The sequence below is a fragment of the Nitrospirillum guanabarense genome (assembly GCF_034653355.1).
Classification (GTDB): Bacteria; Pseudomonadota; Alphaproteobacteria; order Azospirillales; family Azospirillaceae; genus Nitrospirillum.
Genome location: NZ_JAYEER010000003.1, coordinates 792,828 through 809,079 on the forward strand (window position 1 = coordinate 792,828; position 16,252 = coordinate 809,079).

At 69.5% G+C, this 16,252-nt stretch carries 16 protein-coding genes; 10 read left to right on the forward strand and 6 right to left on the reverse strand.

The annotated features are described in order from the left end of the window. Positions 1-36 precede the first annotated feature (36 nt). Positions 37-1,032, forward strand: a complete 996-nt coding sequence (locus UAA55_RS13000; RefSeq protein ID WP_088873952.1) for a KpsF/GutQ family sugar-phosphate isomerase — start codon at positions 37-39, stop codon at positions 1,030-1,032. Here the strand turns inward: UAA55_RS13000 and UAA55_RS13005 are convergent. Next, on the reverse strand, positions 1,029-1,838 hold the full coding sequence (locus UAA55_RS13005; RefSeq protein ID WP_322953232.1) for a HEAT repeat domain-containing protein: 810 nt from the start codon (positions 1,836-1,838) through the stop codon (positions 1,029-1,031). The two genes, UAA55_RS13000 and UAA55_RS13005, sit on opposite strands and share 4 nt — an antisense overlap. A gap of 101 nt (positions 1,839-1,939) precedes the next feature. Continuing rightward, positions 1,940-2,569 carry a hypothetical protein gene (locus UAA55_RS13010; protein WP_322953234.1) on the reverse strand — a complete coding sequence of 210 codons (630 nt, stop codon included), beginning with the start codon at positions 2,567-2,569 and terminating at the stop codon, positions 1,940-1,942. A gap of 218 nt (positions 2,570-2,787) precedes the next feature. Between UAA55_RS13010 and pseI the strand changes: the two genes are divergently transcribed. From pseI to UAA55_RS13050, 8 genes are all read left to right on the forward strand, one after another. Further along, positions 2,788-3,840, forward strand: a complete 1,053-nt coding sequence (gene pseI / locus UAA55_RS13015; protein WP_322953235.1) for a pseudaminic acid synthase — start codon at positions 2,788-2,790, stop codon at positions 3,838-3,840. Continuing rightward, a complete protein-coding gene (locus UAA55_RS13020) occupies positions 3,837-4,595 on the forward strand; it encodes a glycosyltransferase family protein (protein ID WP_322953237.1) in 759 nt (252 codons plus the stop codon). The genes pseI and UAA55_RS13020 overlap by 4 nt, the downstream gene beginning before the upstream one ends. Positions 4,596-4,609: 14 nt before the next feature. Beyond that, positions 4,610-4,843, forward strand: a complete 234-nt coding sequence (locus UAA55_RS13025; protein ID WP_322953239.1) for an acyl carrier protein — start codon at positions 4,610-4,612, stop codon at positions 4,841-4,843. Between the two features lie 4 nt (positions 4,844-4,847). After that, entirely contained in the window at positions 4,848-5,684 is an 837-nt protein-coding gene (locus tag UAA55_RS13030) for an alpha/beta fold hydrolase (RefSeq protein ID WP_322953241.1), read from the forward strand. After that, complete coding sequence (locus tag UAA55_RS13035) at positions 5,681-5,947, forward strand: acyl carrier protein (RefSeq protein ID WP_322953243.1); 267 nt, start codon at positions 5,681-5,683, stop codon at positions 5,945-5,947. The genes UAA55_RS13030 and UAA55_RS13035 overlap by 4 nt, the downstream gene beginning before the upstream one ends. Before the next feature lie 274 nt (positions 5,948-6,221). Further along, complete coding sequence (locus tag UAA55_RS13040; protein ID WP_322953244.1) at positions 6,222-7,751, forward strand: amidohydrolase; 1,530 nt, start codon at positions 6,222-6,224, stop codon at positions 7,749-7,751. Further along, positions 7,748-9,067, forward strand: coding sequence for an amidohydrolase family protein (locus tag UAA55_RS13045; protein WP_322953246.1), 1,320 nt, complete (start codon positions 7,748-7,750; stop codon positions 9,065-9,067). The genes UAA55_RS13040 and UAA55_RS13045 overlap by 4 nt, the downstream gene beginning before the upstream one ends. A 71-nt stretch (positions 9,068-9,138) precedes the next feature. After that, the gene (locus tag UAA55_RS13050) at positions 9,139-9,372 is read left to right on the forward strand and encodes a hypothetical protein (protein ID WP_322953247.1); all 234 of its coding nucleotides are present in this window, start codon (positions 9,139-9,141) and stop codon (positions 9,370-9,372) included. Between the two features lie 5 nt (positions 9,373-9,377). Here the strand turns inward: UAA55_RS13050 and UAA55_RS13055 are convergent, their stop codons facing one another. From UAA55_RS13055 to pseG, 4 genes are read right to left on the reverse strand one after another with little or no spacing between them, the layout of a single operon-like run. Beyond that, positions 9,378-9,653 (reverse strand): type II toxin-antitoxin system RelE/ParE family toxin, encoded by a 276-nt coding sequence (locus UAA55_RS13055; protein WP_277908193.1) that lies wholly within the window; start codon positions 9,651-9,653, stop codon positions 9,378-9,380. After that, the gene (locus UAA55_RS13060) at positions 9,628-9,831 is read right to left on the reverse strand and encodes a hypothetical protein (RefSeq protein ID WP_322953248.1); all 204 of its coding nucleotides are present in this window, start codon (positions 9,829-9,831) and stop codon (positions 9,628-9,630) included. The genes UAA55_RS13055 and UAA55_RS13060 overlap by 26 nt, the downstream gene beginning before the upstream one ends. Before the next feature lie 27 nt (positions 9,832-9,858). After that, positions 9,859-13,950: a DEAD/DEAH box helicase gene (locus UAA55_RS13065; protein ID WP_322953249.1), complete on the reverse strand. Its 4,092-nt coding sequence runs from the start codon at positions 13,948-13,950 to the stop codon at positions 9,859-9,861. A gap of 19 nt (positions 13,951-13,969) precedes the next feature. Then, a complete protein-coding gene (pseG, locus tag UAA55_RS13070; RefSeq protein ID WP_322953250.1) occupies positions 13,970-15,031 on the reverse strand; it encodes a UDP-2,4-diacetamido-2,4,6-trideoxy-beta-L-altropyranose hydrolase in 1,062 nt (353 codons plus the stop codon). A 75-nt stretch (positions 15,032-15,106) separates the two neighbouring features. Between pseG and UAA55_RS13075 the strand changes: the two genes are divergently transcribed. Continuing rightward, positions 15,107-16,189, forward strand: a complete 1,083-nt coding sequence (locus UAA55_RS13075) for a 3-oxoacyl-ACP synthase III family protein (protein ID WP_322953252.1) — start codon at positions 15,107-15,109, stop codon at positions 16,187-16,189. Positions 16,190-16,252 lie beyond the last annotated feature (63 nt).

Below are 16,252 nucleotides of genomic sequence, written 5' to 3' on the forward strand. Positions count from 1 at the left end.
CCTGCCGGCCATCCCAAGGTAATGGATACCATTCCCATGACCATAGACCGCGCCGCCGTCCTCGCCGCCGCTTCCGATCTGTTGCGCATCGAGGCCAACGCCGTCCTGCATCAGGTGGAGGCGCTGGACGGCGACTTCCTGAACGTGGTCGAGCACATCTGCGGCGAACACGGCAACACCCTGGTGGCCGGCATCGGCAAGTCCGGGCTGGTGGCGCGGCAGTTCGCCAGCAAGCTGGCCAGCATCGGCGCCCGCGCCTTCTATTACAGCGCCATCGACAGCCTGCATGGCGAACTGGGCTTGCTGCGCGAGGGCGACCTGCTGATCCTGCTGTCCAACAGCGGCCAGACCCAGGAACTGGTTGACGTGGCCAAGGCGGCGCAGCCGCGCGGCGTGAAAGTGGCGGCCATGGTGGGGCGCGTGCCCTCCACCCTGTCGCGCATGGCCGACTGGACGCTGAAGGTGCATGTGGAGTCCGAGGCGACGGACACCAAGCTGCCCACCGCCAGCACCACCGCCATGCTGGCCTTCGCCGACGCCCTGGTGGTGGCGGTGGCGACGGAAAAGGGTTTCACCGCCAAGGATTTCGGCCGCAACCATCCCGGCGGCACCCTGGGCGTGGTGCTGGGCGCCTATGTCGATGACCTGATGGCCCGGGCTCCGGATCATGTGGCCCTGGTGGGCCCCGACCGGCCCATCCTGGAAACCCTGCTGGAAATGACCCGCCACCCCGCCGGCGCCGCCCTGGTGGTGGACGCCGACGATCGCCTGCTGGGCCTCATCACCGATGGTGACATCCGCCGCGGCCTGGCCCGTGTCGGCAAGGATCTGCTGGATCGTGACACCCGCGCCCTGATGACGCCCAAGCCCCGCACCTGCCGCACCGGCACCACCGCCATGGCGGCGCTGGCCCAGATGGAAAGCCCCTCCCAGGTCTATGTCCTGCCGGTGGTGGACGCGGACAACAAGGTGCTGGGCCTCTTGCGCATGCACGACCTGGCCGGCCTGGACGTGGCCCGCACCGCCGGTTAAGGGGCCTCGCCCTCCAGCAGCGCCCGCAATCGGGCCAGCAGTTCCCCTTCCGGGATGTCCGCCTCCTCCGCCAGACCCAGGTAGGCGAGGGCGGCGTCGACGAACAGGTGGGGCATCAGGTGTTCATGGCCCAGCGCGGTGATCAGGGGCGACAACCCGCGCGCGTCCCGCCGCCGCGCCAGGCCATGCATCGCCTCCGCCCGGGTGAACACGTCCTCATCCCCAATGCGGCGCAGCAAGGCGGCGCGGATGTCGGGGCCGTCCAGTTCCACGCATTGGCCGATGCCCGTGGTCGCCCAATCCCGTACCTGGTCGTACGGATCCTCCATCAGCGCCAGCAGGGTCTCGACCGCCGCGGCGGTGGTGCTGCCGCACAGCGCGAAGGCGATGGCGTAGCGGACATGTGGATCTTCGTGATGGTGGCGGGCGGCCAGGGCCGGGTCGCAGCGCCGGTTGCCCAGATGGCCCAAGGCGAAGATGGCCTCGACCATGACGCTCGGGTCACCATCCTCCAGCAGATGCAGCAGGGCGTCGCACGCCGGTTCGGGAAAGGCGCGCCCGTCGCCGCGCTGGCCGGGGGCATGTATTTGCCCCAGGACGACGGCTGCCAGACGCCGCCGCATCGGCTCGGGTGATCGGCTGAGGTCCAGGATGCGGGCCAGTCCCTGTGGCGTGCCCATGCCTTGCAAGGCCAGCAGGGCCGGCGTGCGGTCATCGTCGCGCCGCATCTCCTCCAGTGCCGCCTCGATCAGGCTGTCGATGGCGGAAAGATCGCCTTGATTGATTTCCAGGGACGTTGACGGCATGGTGGCCTCGACCGTTCCAACCCATCCCCATCAGGGTGCTATCAAGGCCGCGCGCAGGCAAGCCCGTACGGTCAACCCTGTACGTCCGGAAATTCGGTGGCTCAGGCGGTCGACCGGGCGCGCATCGCGGCCAGGGCCTCCCGCACGATCTGGGATTTCGCGCGCCGCATCGCGGCGTGAAACCGTCGCTTCCACCCTCGGGGCGAAGCGAAGGTGATGCGCAGGCGGGACGGGCCACCGAAGGTCAGCGCCAGGGCCAAGCCCGAGAATCTCTTGGGAATGGCCTCCAACTCATCCAGAAAGTGCTCCACCTGCTCCAGCAGCAGCGGGCGAACGGCGTCCGTCAGTGGCGACGCGGGCAGGGCCCGCACTTTCTCGCCCCAGGCGACGGCCGTCAGGGCAGCGGCGGCCACGGCGTCACAGGCCGCCTGAATGGCCCGGGGCGTGCCGGCATTGGTGGGCGGCTGCCAACTCGCCACCAGCTGGGTGTTGAGCGCGTTTGTCACGTTCGTGATCGCCGTCGCGAATTCCGCTAGCAAGAGCTCATTGACCGACGACGTCCCTTCAACCACCCGCCCATGAGCACCCCTGGCCCACCGCTGCCGCAACCCCTCGGCCCGCAGGCGCAGCAACTCGCCAGCCAGCCGATACGGCCAATGGCGCGGCTTCCGGCTGATCAGGTTCCGCGCGCCGGCGCTTTCGCTTTCAAAGCCCGAATGGTCCGCTGTCATGATACGACCCTTAAGGCGAGTGGTGATACGATTCACAACTTAGCACGACAACTGTTGCGTATTAAGCAACTTCTTTGGGCGATGGCGAATCCAGTGGTGGAATTCGGGGGCGGGCCGGCCGCCATTCCGCGCAGCGCCCATTCCAGCCGCCCCCCGCTCGGTGCTATCAAGGGTCACAGCATTGTAAGCAATCCGCCTCCGCCTGAGGGTCCGCGCCCATGTCCGATCCCGCCCGCCTCACCTTCCGCGCCGGCCAGGCGCCCTATCTGATCGCCGAGATGTCCGGCAATCATAAAGGGGAGATCGAGCGCGCCATCCGTCTGATCGACGCCGCCAAGGCGGCGGGGGCGGACGCGGTGAAGCTGCAGACCTATACGGCCGACACCATCACGCTGAAATCCGACCGGCCGGAATTCCAAATCCACGGCGGCCCCTGGGACGGCCGCAGCCTGCATGAGCTGTACGAGGAGGCGCACACCCCCTGGGCCTGGCATCCCCAGTTGTTCGCCCATGCCGCCTCGGTCGGCATCACCCTTTTCAGCTCCCCCTTCGATCCCACGGCGGTGGATCTGCTGGACAGGCTGGGCGCGCCGGCGTTCAAGATCGCCTCCTATGAGATCGTGGACCTGCCGCTGATCCGCTACACGGCCGCGAAGGGCAAGCCGTTGATCATCTCCACCGGGATGGCCACCCTGGGTGAGATCGATGACGCCGTGACGGCCGCGCGCGAGGCGGCGCCGGCGGGCACGCCCGATCCCGTGCTGCTCCACTGCACCAGCGGCTATCCCACCCCGCCGGAGGAGTGCGACCTGCGCACCATCCCCCACCTGGCCCAGGCCTTCGGCGTGCCCACCGGCCTGTCCGACCACACCCATGGCATCGCCGTGCCGGTGGCGGCGGTGGCGCTGGGCGCGGTGGTCATTGAAAAGCACCTGACCCTGTCGCGGGCCGAGGGCGGGGTCGACGCCTCCTTCTCCCTGGAACCGGGGGAATTCAAGGCCATGGCCGACGCTTGCCGTGTGGCCCATGCCGCCCTGGGCCAGATCGGTTATGCCGTGAAGCCGTCGGAGGCCGGCGGCCGGTCCTTCCGCCGCTCCCTCTACGTCTCATCCCCCGTGAAGGCGGGGGAGGCGTTCACGCCGGCCAATGTCCGCTCCGTCCGCCCCGGCCTGGGGCTGGCGCCCAAGCACCTGGACCAGGTGCTGGGCGCCCGCGCCACCCGCGACATCGAGGCCGGCCAGCCGCTCGATTGGGGCATGGTCCAGCCGTGACGACGGAAAAGCCCCGGGTCGTCTGCGTCACCCAGGCGCGCATGGGCTCCACCCGCCTGCCGGGCAAGGTGCTGCTGACCGTGGCGGGCAAGACGCTGCTGGCGCACCAGGTGGAACGGTTGCGCCGCGCCACCCTTTTGGATGAGGTGGTGGTGGCCACCAGCGACGGCCCGGCCGATGACGCCATCGCCGATGAATGCCGCGCGTTGGGCGTGGCTGTCTTCCGGGGCAGCGAGCATGACGTGCTGGATCGTTTTTGCCGGGCCGCCCTTGCCCACCGGGCCGATGTGGCGGTGCGGGTGACGGGCGACTGCCCGCTGATCGACCCCGGCCTGATCGACCAGTTGCTGACCTTGTTCCTGGCGGCCGACCCACCCCTGGACCACGCCTCGGTCGACATCGGCCATTATCCGCGCGGCCTGGATGCTGAAGCCATGTCAATGACGGCCTTGCAGGCGGCGTGGCAAGAGGCGAGGGAACCGTTCGAGCGTGAGCATGTGACGCCCTTCATCTATCGCCGGCCGGGGCGGTTCCGGTTGGGCTCCCTGCCGCCGTCCGGCCCCGCGCCGGTGGAGATGGGGCCGCAACGCTGGTGCGTGGACACGGTGGAGGATTTCCAACTGGTCCGCCGTTTGCTTGAGGAATTGCTGCCGGCCAAGCCGCACTTCACCTGGACCGATTGTCTGGATGTGCTGCGCCGACACCCCGATTGGGTGCTGCTGAACCGCGACGTGGTGCAGAAGCCCCTGGCTTGAAAGGAAAAGAAGAGATGAACCGGAACGAATTCCTGGCGGCGCTGGACGAGATGCTGGAGTTGGACCCCGGCACCCTTAAGGGCGGCGAAACGCTGGACGGGATCGACAGCTGGGACAGCCTGGCGGTCATCAGCTTCATCGCCCTGGTGGACGAGAAGTTCAACACCGTGGTGGCGGGTGAGGATCTGGCCAAGGCCAAGACGGTGGACGACCTGCTGACCCTGGTGTCGGACCACGTCACGGCCTGACCCGGTGAGTTCGGGGACTGAGCCGGAACGGCTGCTGGCCGGCCGCCGGGTGCTGCGCTTCGCCGGCGGCCCCGGCGCCGCCGTCGACCGGGGGCCGACGGACACAGGCGCCGCGCCGCTGGTGCTGATCCACGGCTTCGGCGGCGACGCGCTGTCCTGGCAGTTCAACATCCAGGCCTTGGTGAAGGGTACGCCGGGTTCGCCCGGCCGCCGGGTGCTGGCCGTGGATCTACCGGGCCATGGCGCCTCCACCCTGGACGTGCCGTCTGGCCTGGGGGGTGTCGCCGACTGGGTGGTGCGGCTGATGGACGCCGCCGGCGTGGACAAGGCTGACATCATCGGCCATTCCATGGGCGGCAGGGTCAGCCTGCTGCTGGCCGAACGCCATCCGGACCGGCTGCGCCGCATGAGCCTGATCGCCTGCGCCGGGTTGGGCAGCCGGGTGGATGCGGCCTTCCTGCACGCGCTGTGCACACTGCAGACCCTGGACCAGGCCCGCGCCTTGATCGACCGGCTGTTCGCGGGGGCCCCGCCCAACCGCGACGTGCTGGCTCGCGCCTTCCTGTCCCGCCTGGCCGATCCCCTGACGCGCGGGCCGCTGACCCGGCTGCTGGACCGGCTGGTGGCCGACATCGACGCCGCCCCGCGGCAGTTCGACTGGACCCAGCCGCTGCCGCCGCTGCAGCTGATCTGGGGCGAGGCCGACGATATCGTGCCGCCGCCGGAGGCAGGCGCCATCCCATCCCATATCATCCTGCATCGATTGCCTGGCGTCGGCCACATGCCCCAGGCCCAGGCGGCCACGCGGGTCAACGCCTTGCTGACGGAGTTCCACGCATGAGCACGATCGGACTGAACGAGGGCGCCATGCTCGCGCTGATCCATAATGAGGTCCTGAAGATCCTGGCCGACAAGGGCGAGGCCTGGACCGGATCCTTCGGGCCGGAGACACGGTTCCTGGACGGCGGGCTGCCCTTCGACAGCCTGGACCTCGCCACCCTGCTGGTGGCGCTGGAGCAGGTGACGGGCACGGACCCCTTCCGCGCCGGCTTTCGCCAGTTCACCACCGCCGGTGAGCTGGCCATGCTGTATCTGGAAGCCTGAGCCGCACGCCCAGATAAGTCGCGACGTTGGGCGGCTGGTGATCGAAGGCACATCGGATAATGCATCCGATTTGTAACGGAACTGTATCGCGCCGTTTCCAGGCGTCCTGGCCTCTGTTAGCCTCGTCAACAAGGTTGAAGCAGCGCGCTTTTTTGAGGCGGCCTGCCTTAACCCCTTGGGGCGTTACAACAATCAACAGGGGCGAAGGCGGCGTTCCCATCCCGGGGGCCGGCGCCTTTCTGGGCACCCGGCAGAACGGGAAGACGATACTTCCATGAAACGACACCATCGCGTGGTCCCGCTGGTGGCCGCACTGGCGCTGCTCGGCGCCTGCGCCTCCAACGCGCACCAGGACAGCCCGGCCGCATCCCCGGCTGACAAGGGCAAGGACAAGCCGGTCTATGCCGGCCTGGATCCGGTTGATGACAAGAACCCCTTTCCCAGCACCTATCATCCGCTGCCGTCGGTGACGACGGCCCTGGTGGGCGCGACCATCTTCACCGGCACGGGGGCCCGCATCGACGGCGGCACCGTGGTGCTGGTGGACGGCAAGATCGCGGCGGTGGGCAAGGACATCGCGGTGCCGGCCGGCGCCAAGGTCATCGACGCCCATGGCAAGTACGTGACCCCCGGCATCATCGATGCCCACAGCCACCTGGGTGTCTACGCCTCGCCCAGCGTCTGGGCCAATTCCGACGGCAACGAGATGACGGACCCCAACACCGCGCAGGTGTGGGCCGAGCATTCCGTGTGGCCGCAGGACCCCGGTTTCATCCGCGCGCTGGAAGGCGGCATCACCACGCTGGAAATCCTGCCCGGCTCCGCCAACCTGTTCGGCGGCCGCGCCGTCATTCTGAAGAACGTCCCCGGCCGCACGGTGCAGGACAAGAAGTTTCCGGGCGCGCCCTACGGCCTGAAGATGGCCTGCGGTGAGAACCCCAAGCGCGTGTACGGCAGCAAGGGCCGCACCCCCGCCACCCGCATGGGCAACGTCTTTGGCTATCGCAAGGCCTGGATCGACGCCCAGGAATACCGCCGCAAGTGGGACGACTACCGCCGCAAGCTGGCCGATTACAAGGCCGGCAAGGGTGACAAGGCGCCCGACGCGCCCAAGCGCGACCTGCAGATGGACACGCTGGCCGGCGTGCTGGACGGCAGCATCCTGGTGCAGAACCACTGCTACCGCGCCGACGAGATGGCGCAGATGATCGACATCTCGCACGAGTTCGGCTTCCACATCGCCATGTTCCACCATGGGTCGGAGGCCTACAAGATCGCCGACATCCTGAAGAAGGAGGACATCTGCGTCGCCACCTGGGGCGAATGGTGGGGCTTCAAGATGGAGGCCTACGACGGCATCGAGGAGAATGCCGCCCTGCTGCAGAAGGCCGGCGTCTGCACCGTTATCCACTCCGACGATGACATCCTGACCCAGCACCTGGTGCAGGAGGCCACCATCGCCCTGGCCGCCGGCCGGCGCATGGGTATCCAGATCGACGAGGCCGAGGCCATCAAGTGGGTGACGGCCAACCCCGCCAAATCCATCGGCGTGCTGGACAAGACCGGCACGCTGGAGGCCGGCAAGATGGGGGACGTGGTGCTGTGGAGCGCCGATCCCTTCAGCGTCTACGCCACGGCCGATCAGGTCTTCATCGACGGCGCCCTGGTCTACGATCGCCACGATCCGGCGGCGCAGCCCAAGTCCGACTTCGAACTGGGCCAGACCGGCCCCGCCCATCCCGGGCCCCAGGGTGTCGGACCCGGCCGCCCCGTCTTGACCACCAGCACGGAGCAGCCGCAATGAGCCGCCGTCACACCTTAATGGGCCATACCCTGATGGCTGCGGCCTCATCCCTGGTCCTGCTGGCCGGTGCCGCCGGCGCCGAGACGGTGGCTATCACCAACGCGCGTATCGAGACCATGGGTCCGGCGGGGGAGATTCCGTCCGGCACCATCCTCATCCGTGATGGCCGTATCCAGGCGGTGGGCGCCTCGGTATCCATTCCGGCCGACGCCCGCCGGGTGGACGCCAAGGGCCACATCGTGACGCCGGGCCTGGTGGCCAGCGACACCAGCCTGGGCGCCGGCGAGGTGGAGGGCGAGGCCTCCAGCAACGATTTCGCCGGGGCGACGGCCGAGATGTCGGCGTCCTTCGACGTGTCGCTGGGTATCAACCCCGCCTCCATGCTGGTGCCGGTGGCCCGCGTCGGCGGCGTCACCCGGGCGCTGGTCACGCCGGAGCTGTCCGGACGGGGCGAGAAGAAGGGGGAAAAGCTGTTCGCCGGCCAGGCGGCCGTGGTCGACATGTCCGGCGGCACCGACAGCATCACCAAGCGTCGTGCCGTGCTGGTGGTCGACGTGGGCACCGAGGCCATGGAACATCTGGGCGGCAGCCATGGCGGCGTGCTGCAACTGTTGGAATCCAGCCTGGAGGAGGCGGCCAGCTACGCCGCCAACAAGGGCGGGTATGAGCACGGCACCCACCGCCCCTATCGCCAAAGTAAGGAGGACCTTGAGGCCCTGCTGCCGGTCATCCAGGGCAAGATGCCCCTGTTGGTGGGCGTGCATCGGGTCGCCGACATCCGCCGCACCCTTGAACTGGGCAAGCGGCTGAAGCTGAGGCTCATCCTGGACGGGGTGGAGGAAGGCTGGATGATGGCGCCGGAGATCGCGGCCTCGGGCGTGCCCGTGGTGGTCGATCCCCTGGCCAACTTGCCGCGTGACTTCGAAAGCTTGAACGCGCGGCTGGAAAACGCCGCCATCCTGCAGGCGGCCGGCGCCACCGTGGTGATCAAGGGCCCCTACGTCGGCCACTACGCCCGCCAGGTGCGCTACAACGCCGGCAACGCCGTCGCCCACGGCATGCCGTGGCCGGCGGCGCTGGCGGCCATCACCGCCACCCCGGCCAAGGTCTTCGGCTTCAATGACCGGGCGGGCACGATTGAGCCCGGCCGTGACGCCGACTTGGTGGTGTGGTCCGGCGACCCCTTGGAAATCCTATCGGTGGCGGAGCATGTCTTCGTCCGCGGGATCGAGGCGCCCCTGACCAGCCGGGCGCAGGATCTGGCCCATCGCTACCAGACGCCCGACGCGGCCCTGCCGCCGGCCTATCGCAACTGAGTATTATCGTCTAAAGGGGGGGCGGGGCGTTCCGGCGGGGCGCCCCGCCCTTTTCTCTTGGACCCGGCCCCATGCCCGACTGGTACTACGACCTCAGCGACACCGTCAGCGGCTGGATCCACGGCGTCTCCGTCTGGGTGATCATCGGTGTCATGGTGGCGGCCTACCTGCTGCTGACCGCCCGCAGCGCCCATAAGCAGGGCGAGTTCGGCGAATTCGCCCGCAGCCTGGGCCTGGCCGTGGCCCTGCTGGCCGTCCTCGGCGGCTTCATCGAGGCATGGATCTGGGTGGACCGGCACTGGTAGGCGGATCAGCCCCTATCCTGCGCCCCATGCCAGACGCGCAGGATGATGATCTCATCGTCCATGATTTCGTAGATGATCACGTAGGGCGGAAAGACCAGCAACTCCCGCGTTCCCGGCACGCTACCCCGACGGCCCCGATTTGGGAAGGTGAGCAGGCTGTTCGCCGTGGTCAGCAGCGCTCGCAAAACCCGTTCGGCGGCGACAAGATTGAAAGCAGCGATGTAGGCGACATGCTGATCGATGTCGCCGAGCGCATCAATAGACCAGCGAATTCGCTTCAAGTTGACCCAGAGGAGGAGGGCGGGGGAGCTTTTTTCCCGCCAGCAACTGCTCAAGCCATTCCACGACAACATCGTGATCCACGACGTTGCCAGCGGCAACCGACGCGTGCGCCTCCTCGATGGCGCGACGCTTGGCGTCCTCGTCCACGATGTCGAAAATGGAAGCGGGCTCGGTCATGGCGGTAGCCTACCACAGGCCCACCGCTCAGCCCACCCCCCGGATCAAGGCCAGCAGATCCTCGTCGGACAAGTACCCGGCGGTGTCGGCGTCCTGCAGCAGCGCGTCGGCCAGGTCGCGCTTGCGGCCGTGCAGGGCCACGATGCCCTCCTCAATGCTGCCCTTCAGGATCAGGCGGTAGATGGTCACCGGCCGGCGCTGGCCGATGCGGTGGGCGCGATCGGAGGCCTGGTCCTCCACAGCGGGATTCCACCATGGGTCCAGGTGGATGACATAGTCGGCTGCCGTCAGGTTCAGGCCCACGCCGCCGGCCTTCAGGCTGATCAGGAACAGGTCGCCCTCGCCGGCCTGGAAGGCCGCCACCCGCCGCTGCCGTTCCGCCGCCGTCAGGCTACCGTCCAGCAGTTGGTAGGTGACACCCATGCGGTCCAGGGCGGTGCGCACGCGGGCCAGGTGGCCGATGAACTGGCTGAACACCAGGACGCGGTGGCCGCCCTCACGCAGCTCATCCACCAGCTCCAGGAAGGCGTCCAGCTTGGCCGAGGGCAGGTGCGCGTCGGCCGCCACCAGGTCGGGGTGGCAGCAGGCCTGCCGCAGGCGGGTGATCTCCGCCAGGATGTGGATGCGGGACCGCTCGCCCGACATCTCCTCCAGTTTTTCAAGGGCGCGGCGGCGCAACGCTTCGTAAAAGGCGATCTCGTCCGCCCCGCGCTCCACCAGCAGGGTCTGCTCCGTGCGCGGTGGCAGTTCGGCCAGCACGGCGCCCTTGGTCCGGCGCAGCAGGAAGGGTTGTACCACCGCGCGCAGGGCCGCGCGGGCGCCGGGGCTGCGCGCCGCCTGGATGGGGGTGCCAAAGCGTTGGGCGAAGGCCTTGCGGCTGCCCAACAGGCCGGGGTTGGTGAACTGGAACAGGCTCCACAGCTCTTCCAGGTCGTTTTCCACCGGTGTGCCGGTCAGGGCCAGACGGAAACCGGCGGTTAGCGCGCGGGCGGCCTGGGCGCGGTGGGTGTCCGGGTTCTTGATGGCCTGCGCCTCGTCCAGCACGGCCACGGCCCAGGGCACGGCCGCCAGCAGCACCTCCTCCCGTACCAGCAGGCCGTAGGTGGTCACCAGCACGTCGCCGGGCCCCAGGGCGCGCAGCACCTCCTGCCGCCCGCCTGTCTCGGCCAGGCGGTGGACGGTCAGGCCGGGGGCGAAGCGGGCCAGTTCCGATTGCCAGTTGCCGGCGACGGAGGTGGGGGCCACCACCAGCATGGGGCCGTCGCCGGCCTTGGCTGCCATCAGGGCTATCGCCTGCACCGTCTTGCCCAGGCCCATGTCATCGGCCAGCAGGGCGCCGGCGCCCAGGCGCGCCAGGCGGCTCATCCAGAAATAACCTTCCGCCTGGTACTCGCGCAGTTCGGCGGTCAGGCCGTTGGGCAGGCGCGGCTGCCAGGCTGCCGCGTCGTCCAGGTTCTGGATGAAGGCGTGCCAGGCCTGGTCCACCTGGGCCGAGGCCGCTTCCTCGACCAGGCCGCGCAGGGCGGCACCGGCGGCGCGCGGCACCTTCTGGCCGCCCAGGCGCATCAACCGGTCCAGCTGCTGGCGGAAATGGCGGTCCAGGGCCACGAACTGGCCATCGCCCAGGGGCACGAAACGGCCGGGCGCGTCCTCCAGCCGGATCAGCAAGTCCTTCAGGTCCAGTACCAGCCCTTCGTCCAGCTTCAGGGCCCCGGCCACGGCGAACCAGCTTTCGGTGCTTTTGACCGTGGTGCTGAAATGGCTGGCCCCGGCTTCCTCGCCGCGCAGGGTCAGCTTCTGTCCCTCCGGCCATTCCAGGGTGGGTGGTTCGGGCAGGGCCTTCAGCTCGCTCAGGAATTCCAGCGCGGCGCTCAGGCCTTCCAGATCCCATTCCAGGCCTTCGCCGCCCAGGCTGGGGCAGGCATCGGCCAGGGCCTGGGCCAGGCGTTCCTCCGCCGCCAGGTCGCGCAGGGCGCGCCTGCCGTTGCCGGTGACGCGCCGGCTGCCTTGGCCGGGCGCGAAATGGGGGCCGTCGGGGCCCAGCGGCCGCACGCCCAGCGAAACCTTCAGACCTGGGTCCAGCAGGCGCAGCCGCACCACCGGGGCGGGGTCGCCCGCCTCCGTCCGGCCCTCGTCCAGATCGGCGGCCTCCACCCGCACCGGCAGATCGGGCATGCGGGAGCGCGCGATGGCGGCTAAGCGGTCGCGCGCCATGGCCGGCACGGTGATGCCGTCCGCGCCCAGCAGCTTGCCCGCCGCCACGGCCTTGTCGTCGATCACCACCACGCGCCAGCGGGTGGGCCCCTCCACGTCGATGATGGCGTCCACCTCTTCGGCCGGATGCGACAGGGCCAGGCGGTAGCCGCCTCGGGTGCCGGCCAGCACCAGCTCCGGCCGCGCCAGCACCAGTTCCACCGGCGGTCCCGGCTCGCGGCGATAGAACACGCGGGGATGGCCCACCAGGGCCGGCAGCGTGTCGCGTGGTGGCAGGAAATAGTCGTAGCGGGAGCGGCCGTGGCCCCAGCCGTCGTAATCGCGGGCGATGGTGGCGATGACCCGCCGGTCGAACTCATCCAGATAGGTCAGCTGGGCGTCACCCTGGTACAGGCGCTTCAGCGGGATGGGCCGTCCCACGCTCCAGCCCTGAGTCGGGCTTTTGGTGGGGCCCCGCTGCTGCACCTGTTCCACCGGTTCCACCGCCCCGCTGCTGGGATCGACCAGCCAGGCCAAGCGCTTGCCCGTCGTCTTCCTCTCCACCGGCGCTGGCGGCTCCAGCAACACCTCCAGGCTCTCCAGCGCCCGCTCCCACGGTTCCTTCACGGGCAGCAGGGTGAGGAAGCGCAGTGTCACGCGCCTGTCGGGCCGCGCCAGATGGGTCTGATAGGGGGTCGGGTCGTTGGCCACCCGGTCCAGCACTTCCGCCATCAGGTCGGCGGCCAAGGGCATGGTGGGGGCCAGATGGCGGAACCACTGGTCCCAGGCATCGGCATGCTGGCGGGCCAGCGCCGCGTCCACCACGGCCGCCGCCACGGCCACCAGCCCCAGGCCCAGGGGGGAGGGCCGTGCCATGGTGTCGGTGGCGGTCAGCAGCCACTTCACGCTGTTCAGCGCCGCTTCCGGCTTGTTGGCGGCCAGGCTGGCCAGGGCCTCGATGGCCATGGAGCCGAGGGGAATCTGCCCCGCCTGGACCATGTCCTGCGCCAGGGCGGGAATGGCGGCATGCTGGCCCGGGTCGCCCCCGGCCAGCTGGGCGCACAGGTGCAGCACGCCAAGGTGTCCAGGCAGGCCGCCCTTGCGCTTGCGCAGGGCCCGGCGGTGCTGCGTCACGGCCTCGCCGAACAGGGCGCGGGCGCGTGGCGCGTCCTCCGACAGCAGGGCGTGGGCGGCGGCATAGGGCAGGGCCGCCTCCGGCGTCGGCGCATCCGCCAGCAACGCTTGCAACGCTGGCAGCTGCCCACTCAACAGCCGGAAGTCGGCGATCAGGCTGAAGCAATCGCGGCGCAGGATCTGGTGCGCCTGGGCGTGGTCGACCAGGGCCGGCAGATCCGACGACATTTCCGCCGTGGCCATCCAATGGCCGAGCTTCGCCGCCAGCAGCGTCGCCTGGATCACCGGCGCGCGTCCGGCCAGCCAGTCGATCCCCAGCGGCACTGGCGTGAAATGGCGATTGAACAGCTCCGGCAGCGCATGGGCGGGACGCCTGACCAGGCCCAGCAGGCGCTGGACCTCCGCCCCATCGTTCTGCAACGCGGCCAACCTCAGGCCACGCGCGAAATCGACCTCCACCAGCTTGGGGTCCCAATAGCTTTTCGATTCAGCGGGCAGCTGGGTGCGGATGGCGATGGCCAGGGCCTTGCCCTCCGCCGTTTCCAGCGCCGCGATGGCCACGGCGTGCGCCAGCGCGGGCGGGCAGGCCATCTTGTTGTTCAACAGGCCGTGGCGGCGCAGGCTGTTCTGCGCCTCGACCAGCGCCTCATGGGTCCAAAGGGTGGGGCTGACGCGCGCCTGGTTCAGGCAATCCAGCAGCGCCCGGGCCGGCGGCAGCGGTCCGATCAGGGCGATGAGGCGCAGCAGGATGCGGTCGGGCGGCGAAAGCGCGTCGAGGTCGGGCGGGGTCATGCGGCGACCATAACGGCGATCAGGCTGGCAGGGCCAGCAACGCGTCGGCGATGCGCACCGCGCCCAGCCCGTCCACCACTTGGCCGCCATCGCCTTCGCCGATGCGGTGGCTCAGGGCCGCGCGTGCGTCGGTATCGGCCCATAGCGCCAGGGCGTCGGCCGTGATGCGCTCCGCCGCCTCGGCCTTGTCCATGTCGCGCGCGTCGATGACCCGGGCCTTGCCCGATGCCGCCACCGCGCCGGCACTGCTGGCCTGATTGTCCGCCACCACCACCAGCAGCGTGGGCACCGCCAGGCAAGCCAGCTCCCCCAAGGTGCCGCCGGCGGCGGACAAGGCCAGGCCGGCCTCGCGCATCAGATCGGCCATGCGCGGTGTTTCCACATGGACGACCGTGTTGGGGTAGCGGTCCCCGGCGGTGCGGATGCAGTCGGTGTTGGGGTTGCTGCCGCCCACCACCACGTCCAGGCCGACGCCGGCGGGCAGGGCTGGGGCCAGGCGCTTCAGACAGGGCAGGGTCAGGCCCGCCGGGTCGGTGCCGCCGAAGGTCAGCAATAGCCGACGGCGGCGGTTCAGGGGGGGCAGGGCCTGGCCGCGCGCCCGGCGGAACTCCGCCCGCAGGGGGGCATAGGCGGGCCCCAGCGCCAGCACGGCGTCCGGGTTGGCGGCACGATAGGCGGCCTCATCCACCGCGGCGCCTGCGTTCACGATCAGCCGGGCGTGCAGGGGCTGCGTGCCCGGCCCGTCATCGAACGCCATGACCGGTTTGCCCAGCGCCGCCAGTCCGGCACGATAGGCATCGTTGAAGTGATAACCGTCCAGGATCACGGCGCGGGCATCGTGCCGGCGTATCTGCCCGGCCAGGCTGGCCAGGTCCGCCCCACTTGCCGCCGGGCCCGCCAGCTGGCTGACGCCGAAGCCGGCGGCGTCCAGCCGATGCGCCAGGGCCGGCGGCAGGTCCACGGCGGCGAACAGGGGTGACACCCCCCGTTCCTTCAGGGCCTCCGCCACCGACAGGCAGCGCATGACGTGGCCGGTGCCCATGGAGGCGGTGGCGTCGGCGCGGATCAGGATGGTGCTCAACAGAGGGCCTTTGGCATCGGGGCGGGAATGGCCATAGTATAGCAGCTAAGGTCACTTCTCTCAGGGCGGGTTGCGGTGAAGGCCATCGTCGAAGGCGTGCGGATCAAGGGCTTCCGGGCCGTGGTGCCGAAGGAACGGCACTCCTATCTGGAAGACCACACCCTGTTCACGGAAGATGAGGCGAAGAAGCTCTACGCCACCATCGGCGTGGCGGAGCGGCGCCTGCTGCCCCGGCCCTACATGGCGTCCGACATGTGCGTGGCGGCGGCCGAGGGGCTGATGCGACAGCTGGGCTGGGACCCGGCCTCGGTCGACCTTCTGATCTTCGTCAGCCAGGATGCCGATTACGTGCTGCCCGTCACCGCCGCCGTCATACAGCGGCGCCTGGGGCTGCCCACCAGCACGGCGGCCTTCGACGTGCCGCTGGGCTGTTCCGGCTTCGCCTATGGCACCTGGATGGCGGCGCGCCTCTTGGGCGGCAGCACCGCCCGGCGCGCGCTGGTGTTGGCCGGTGACAATTCCGCCCGCTGGCTGCGCCCGGATGACCGCGCCACCCTTCCGCTGTTCGGCGACGCCGGCAGCGCCACGGCGCTGGAGGTGGATGCCGACGCGCCCCCCATCCACGCCATCCTGGGTACCGACGGCAGCGGGGCCAAGCACATCTTCGTGAAGGCCGGCGGCAAGCGCGACTGCCTGATCCCGGGCGAGGAGCCCTGGTCGGAAGAGGAGCACAAGCGCCTCTACCGCGACGCCCGCCTGCACCTGAACGGGGCGGAAGTCTTCACCTTCACCTTGCGTTCCGTCCCGCCGTTGCTGCGCGAGGCGATGGAGCATGCCGGCGTGACGCTGGACGATCTGGATATGATCGTCCCGCACCAGGCCAACCGCATGATGCTGGACCACATCCGCAAGAAGATCGGCGCGGCGCCCGAGCGCTTCCTGATCGATATGGAGAAGTTCGGCAACACCAGCTCCGCCTCCGTCCCACTGGCCATCTGCCATCGCATAGGCCCCATGCTGGCGGAAGGCCCGAAGAAGCTGCTGATGGCTGGCTTCGGCGTCGGATGGTCCTGGGGCACCCTGGTGGCGGAGGTCGGGCCCATCGCCGAGCCCACGCTGGCCGAGATGCCCGAGGATTTCGCGCCCTTGGAAGTCTGAGGCGTGTCGCCTGGGCGCTGCCGCCGGAACAGCCGTGCCGGCCGTTCGATGGCGACGATAGGC

Bases quoted from the DNA above. Each gene is read 5' to 3' on its own strand.
- UAA55_RS13000 (WP_088873952.1), top strand. From the start codon at position 37: ATGACCATAGACCGCGCCGCCGTCCTCGCCGCCGCTTCCGATCTGTTG.
- UAA55_RS13005 (WP_322953232.1), bottom strand. From the start codon at position 1,838: ATGCCGTCAACGTCCCTGGAAATCAATCAAGGCGATCTTTCCGCCATC.
- UAA55_RS13010 (WP_322953234.1), bottom strand. From the start codon at position 2,569: ATGACAGCGGACCATTCGGGCTTTGAAAGCGAAAGCGCCGGCGCGCGG.
- pseI (WP_322953235.1), top strand. From the start codon at position 2,788: ATGTCCGATCCCGCCCGCCTCACCTTCCGCGCCGGCCAGGCGCCCTAT.
- UAA55_RS13025 (WP_322953239.1), top strand. From the start codon at position 4,610: ATGAACCGGAACGAATTCCTGGCGGCGCTGGACGAGATGCTGGAGTTG.
- UAA55_RS13035 (WP_322953243.1), top strand. From the start codon at position 5,681: ATGAGCACGATCGGACTGAACGAGGGCGCCATGCTCGCGCTGATCCAT.
- UAA55_RS13040 (WP_322953244.1), top strand. From the start codon at position 6,222: ATGAAACGACACCATCGCGTGGTCCCGCTGGTGGCCGCACTGGCGCTG.
- UAA55_RS13045 (WP_322953246.1), top strand. From the start codon at position 7,748: ATGAGCCGCCGTCACACCTTAATGGGCCATACCCTGATGGCTGCGGCC.
- UAA55_RS13050 (WP_322953247.1), top strand. From the start codon at position 9,139: ATGCCCGACTGGTACTACGACCTCAGCGACACCGTCAGCGGCTGGATC.
- UAA55_RS13060 (WP_322953248.1), bottom strand. From the start codon at position 9,831: ATGACCGAGCCCGCTTCCATTTTCGACATCGTGGACGAGGACGCCAAG.
- UAA55_RS13065 (WP_322953249.1), bottom strand. From the start codon at position 13,950: ATGACCCCGCCCGACCTCGACGCGCTTTCGCCGCCCGACCGCATCCTG.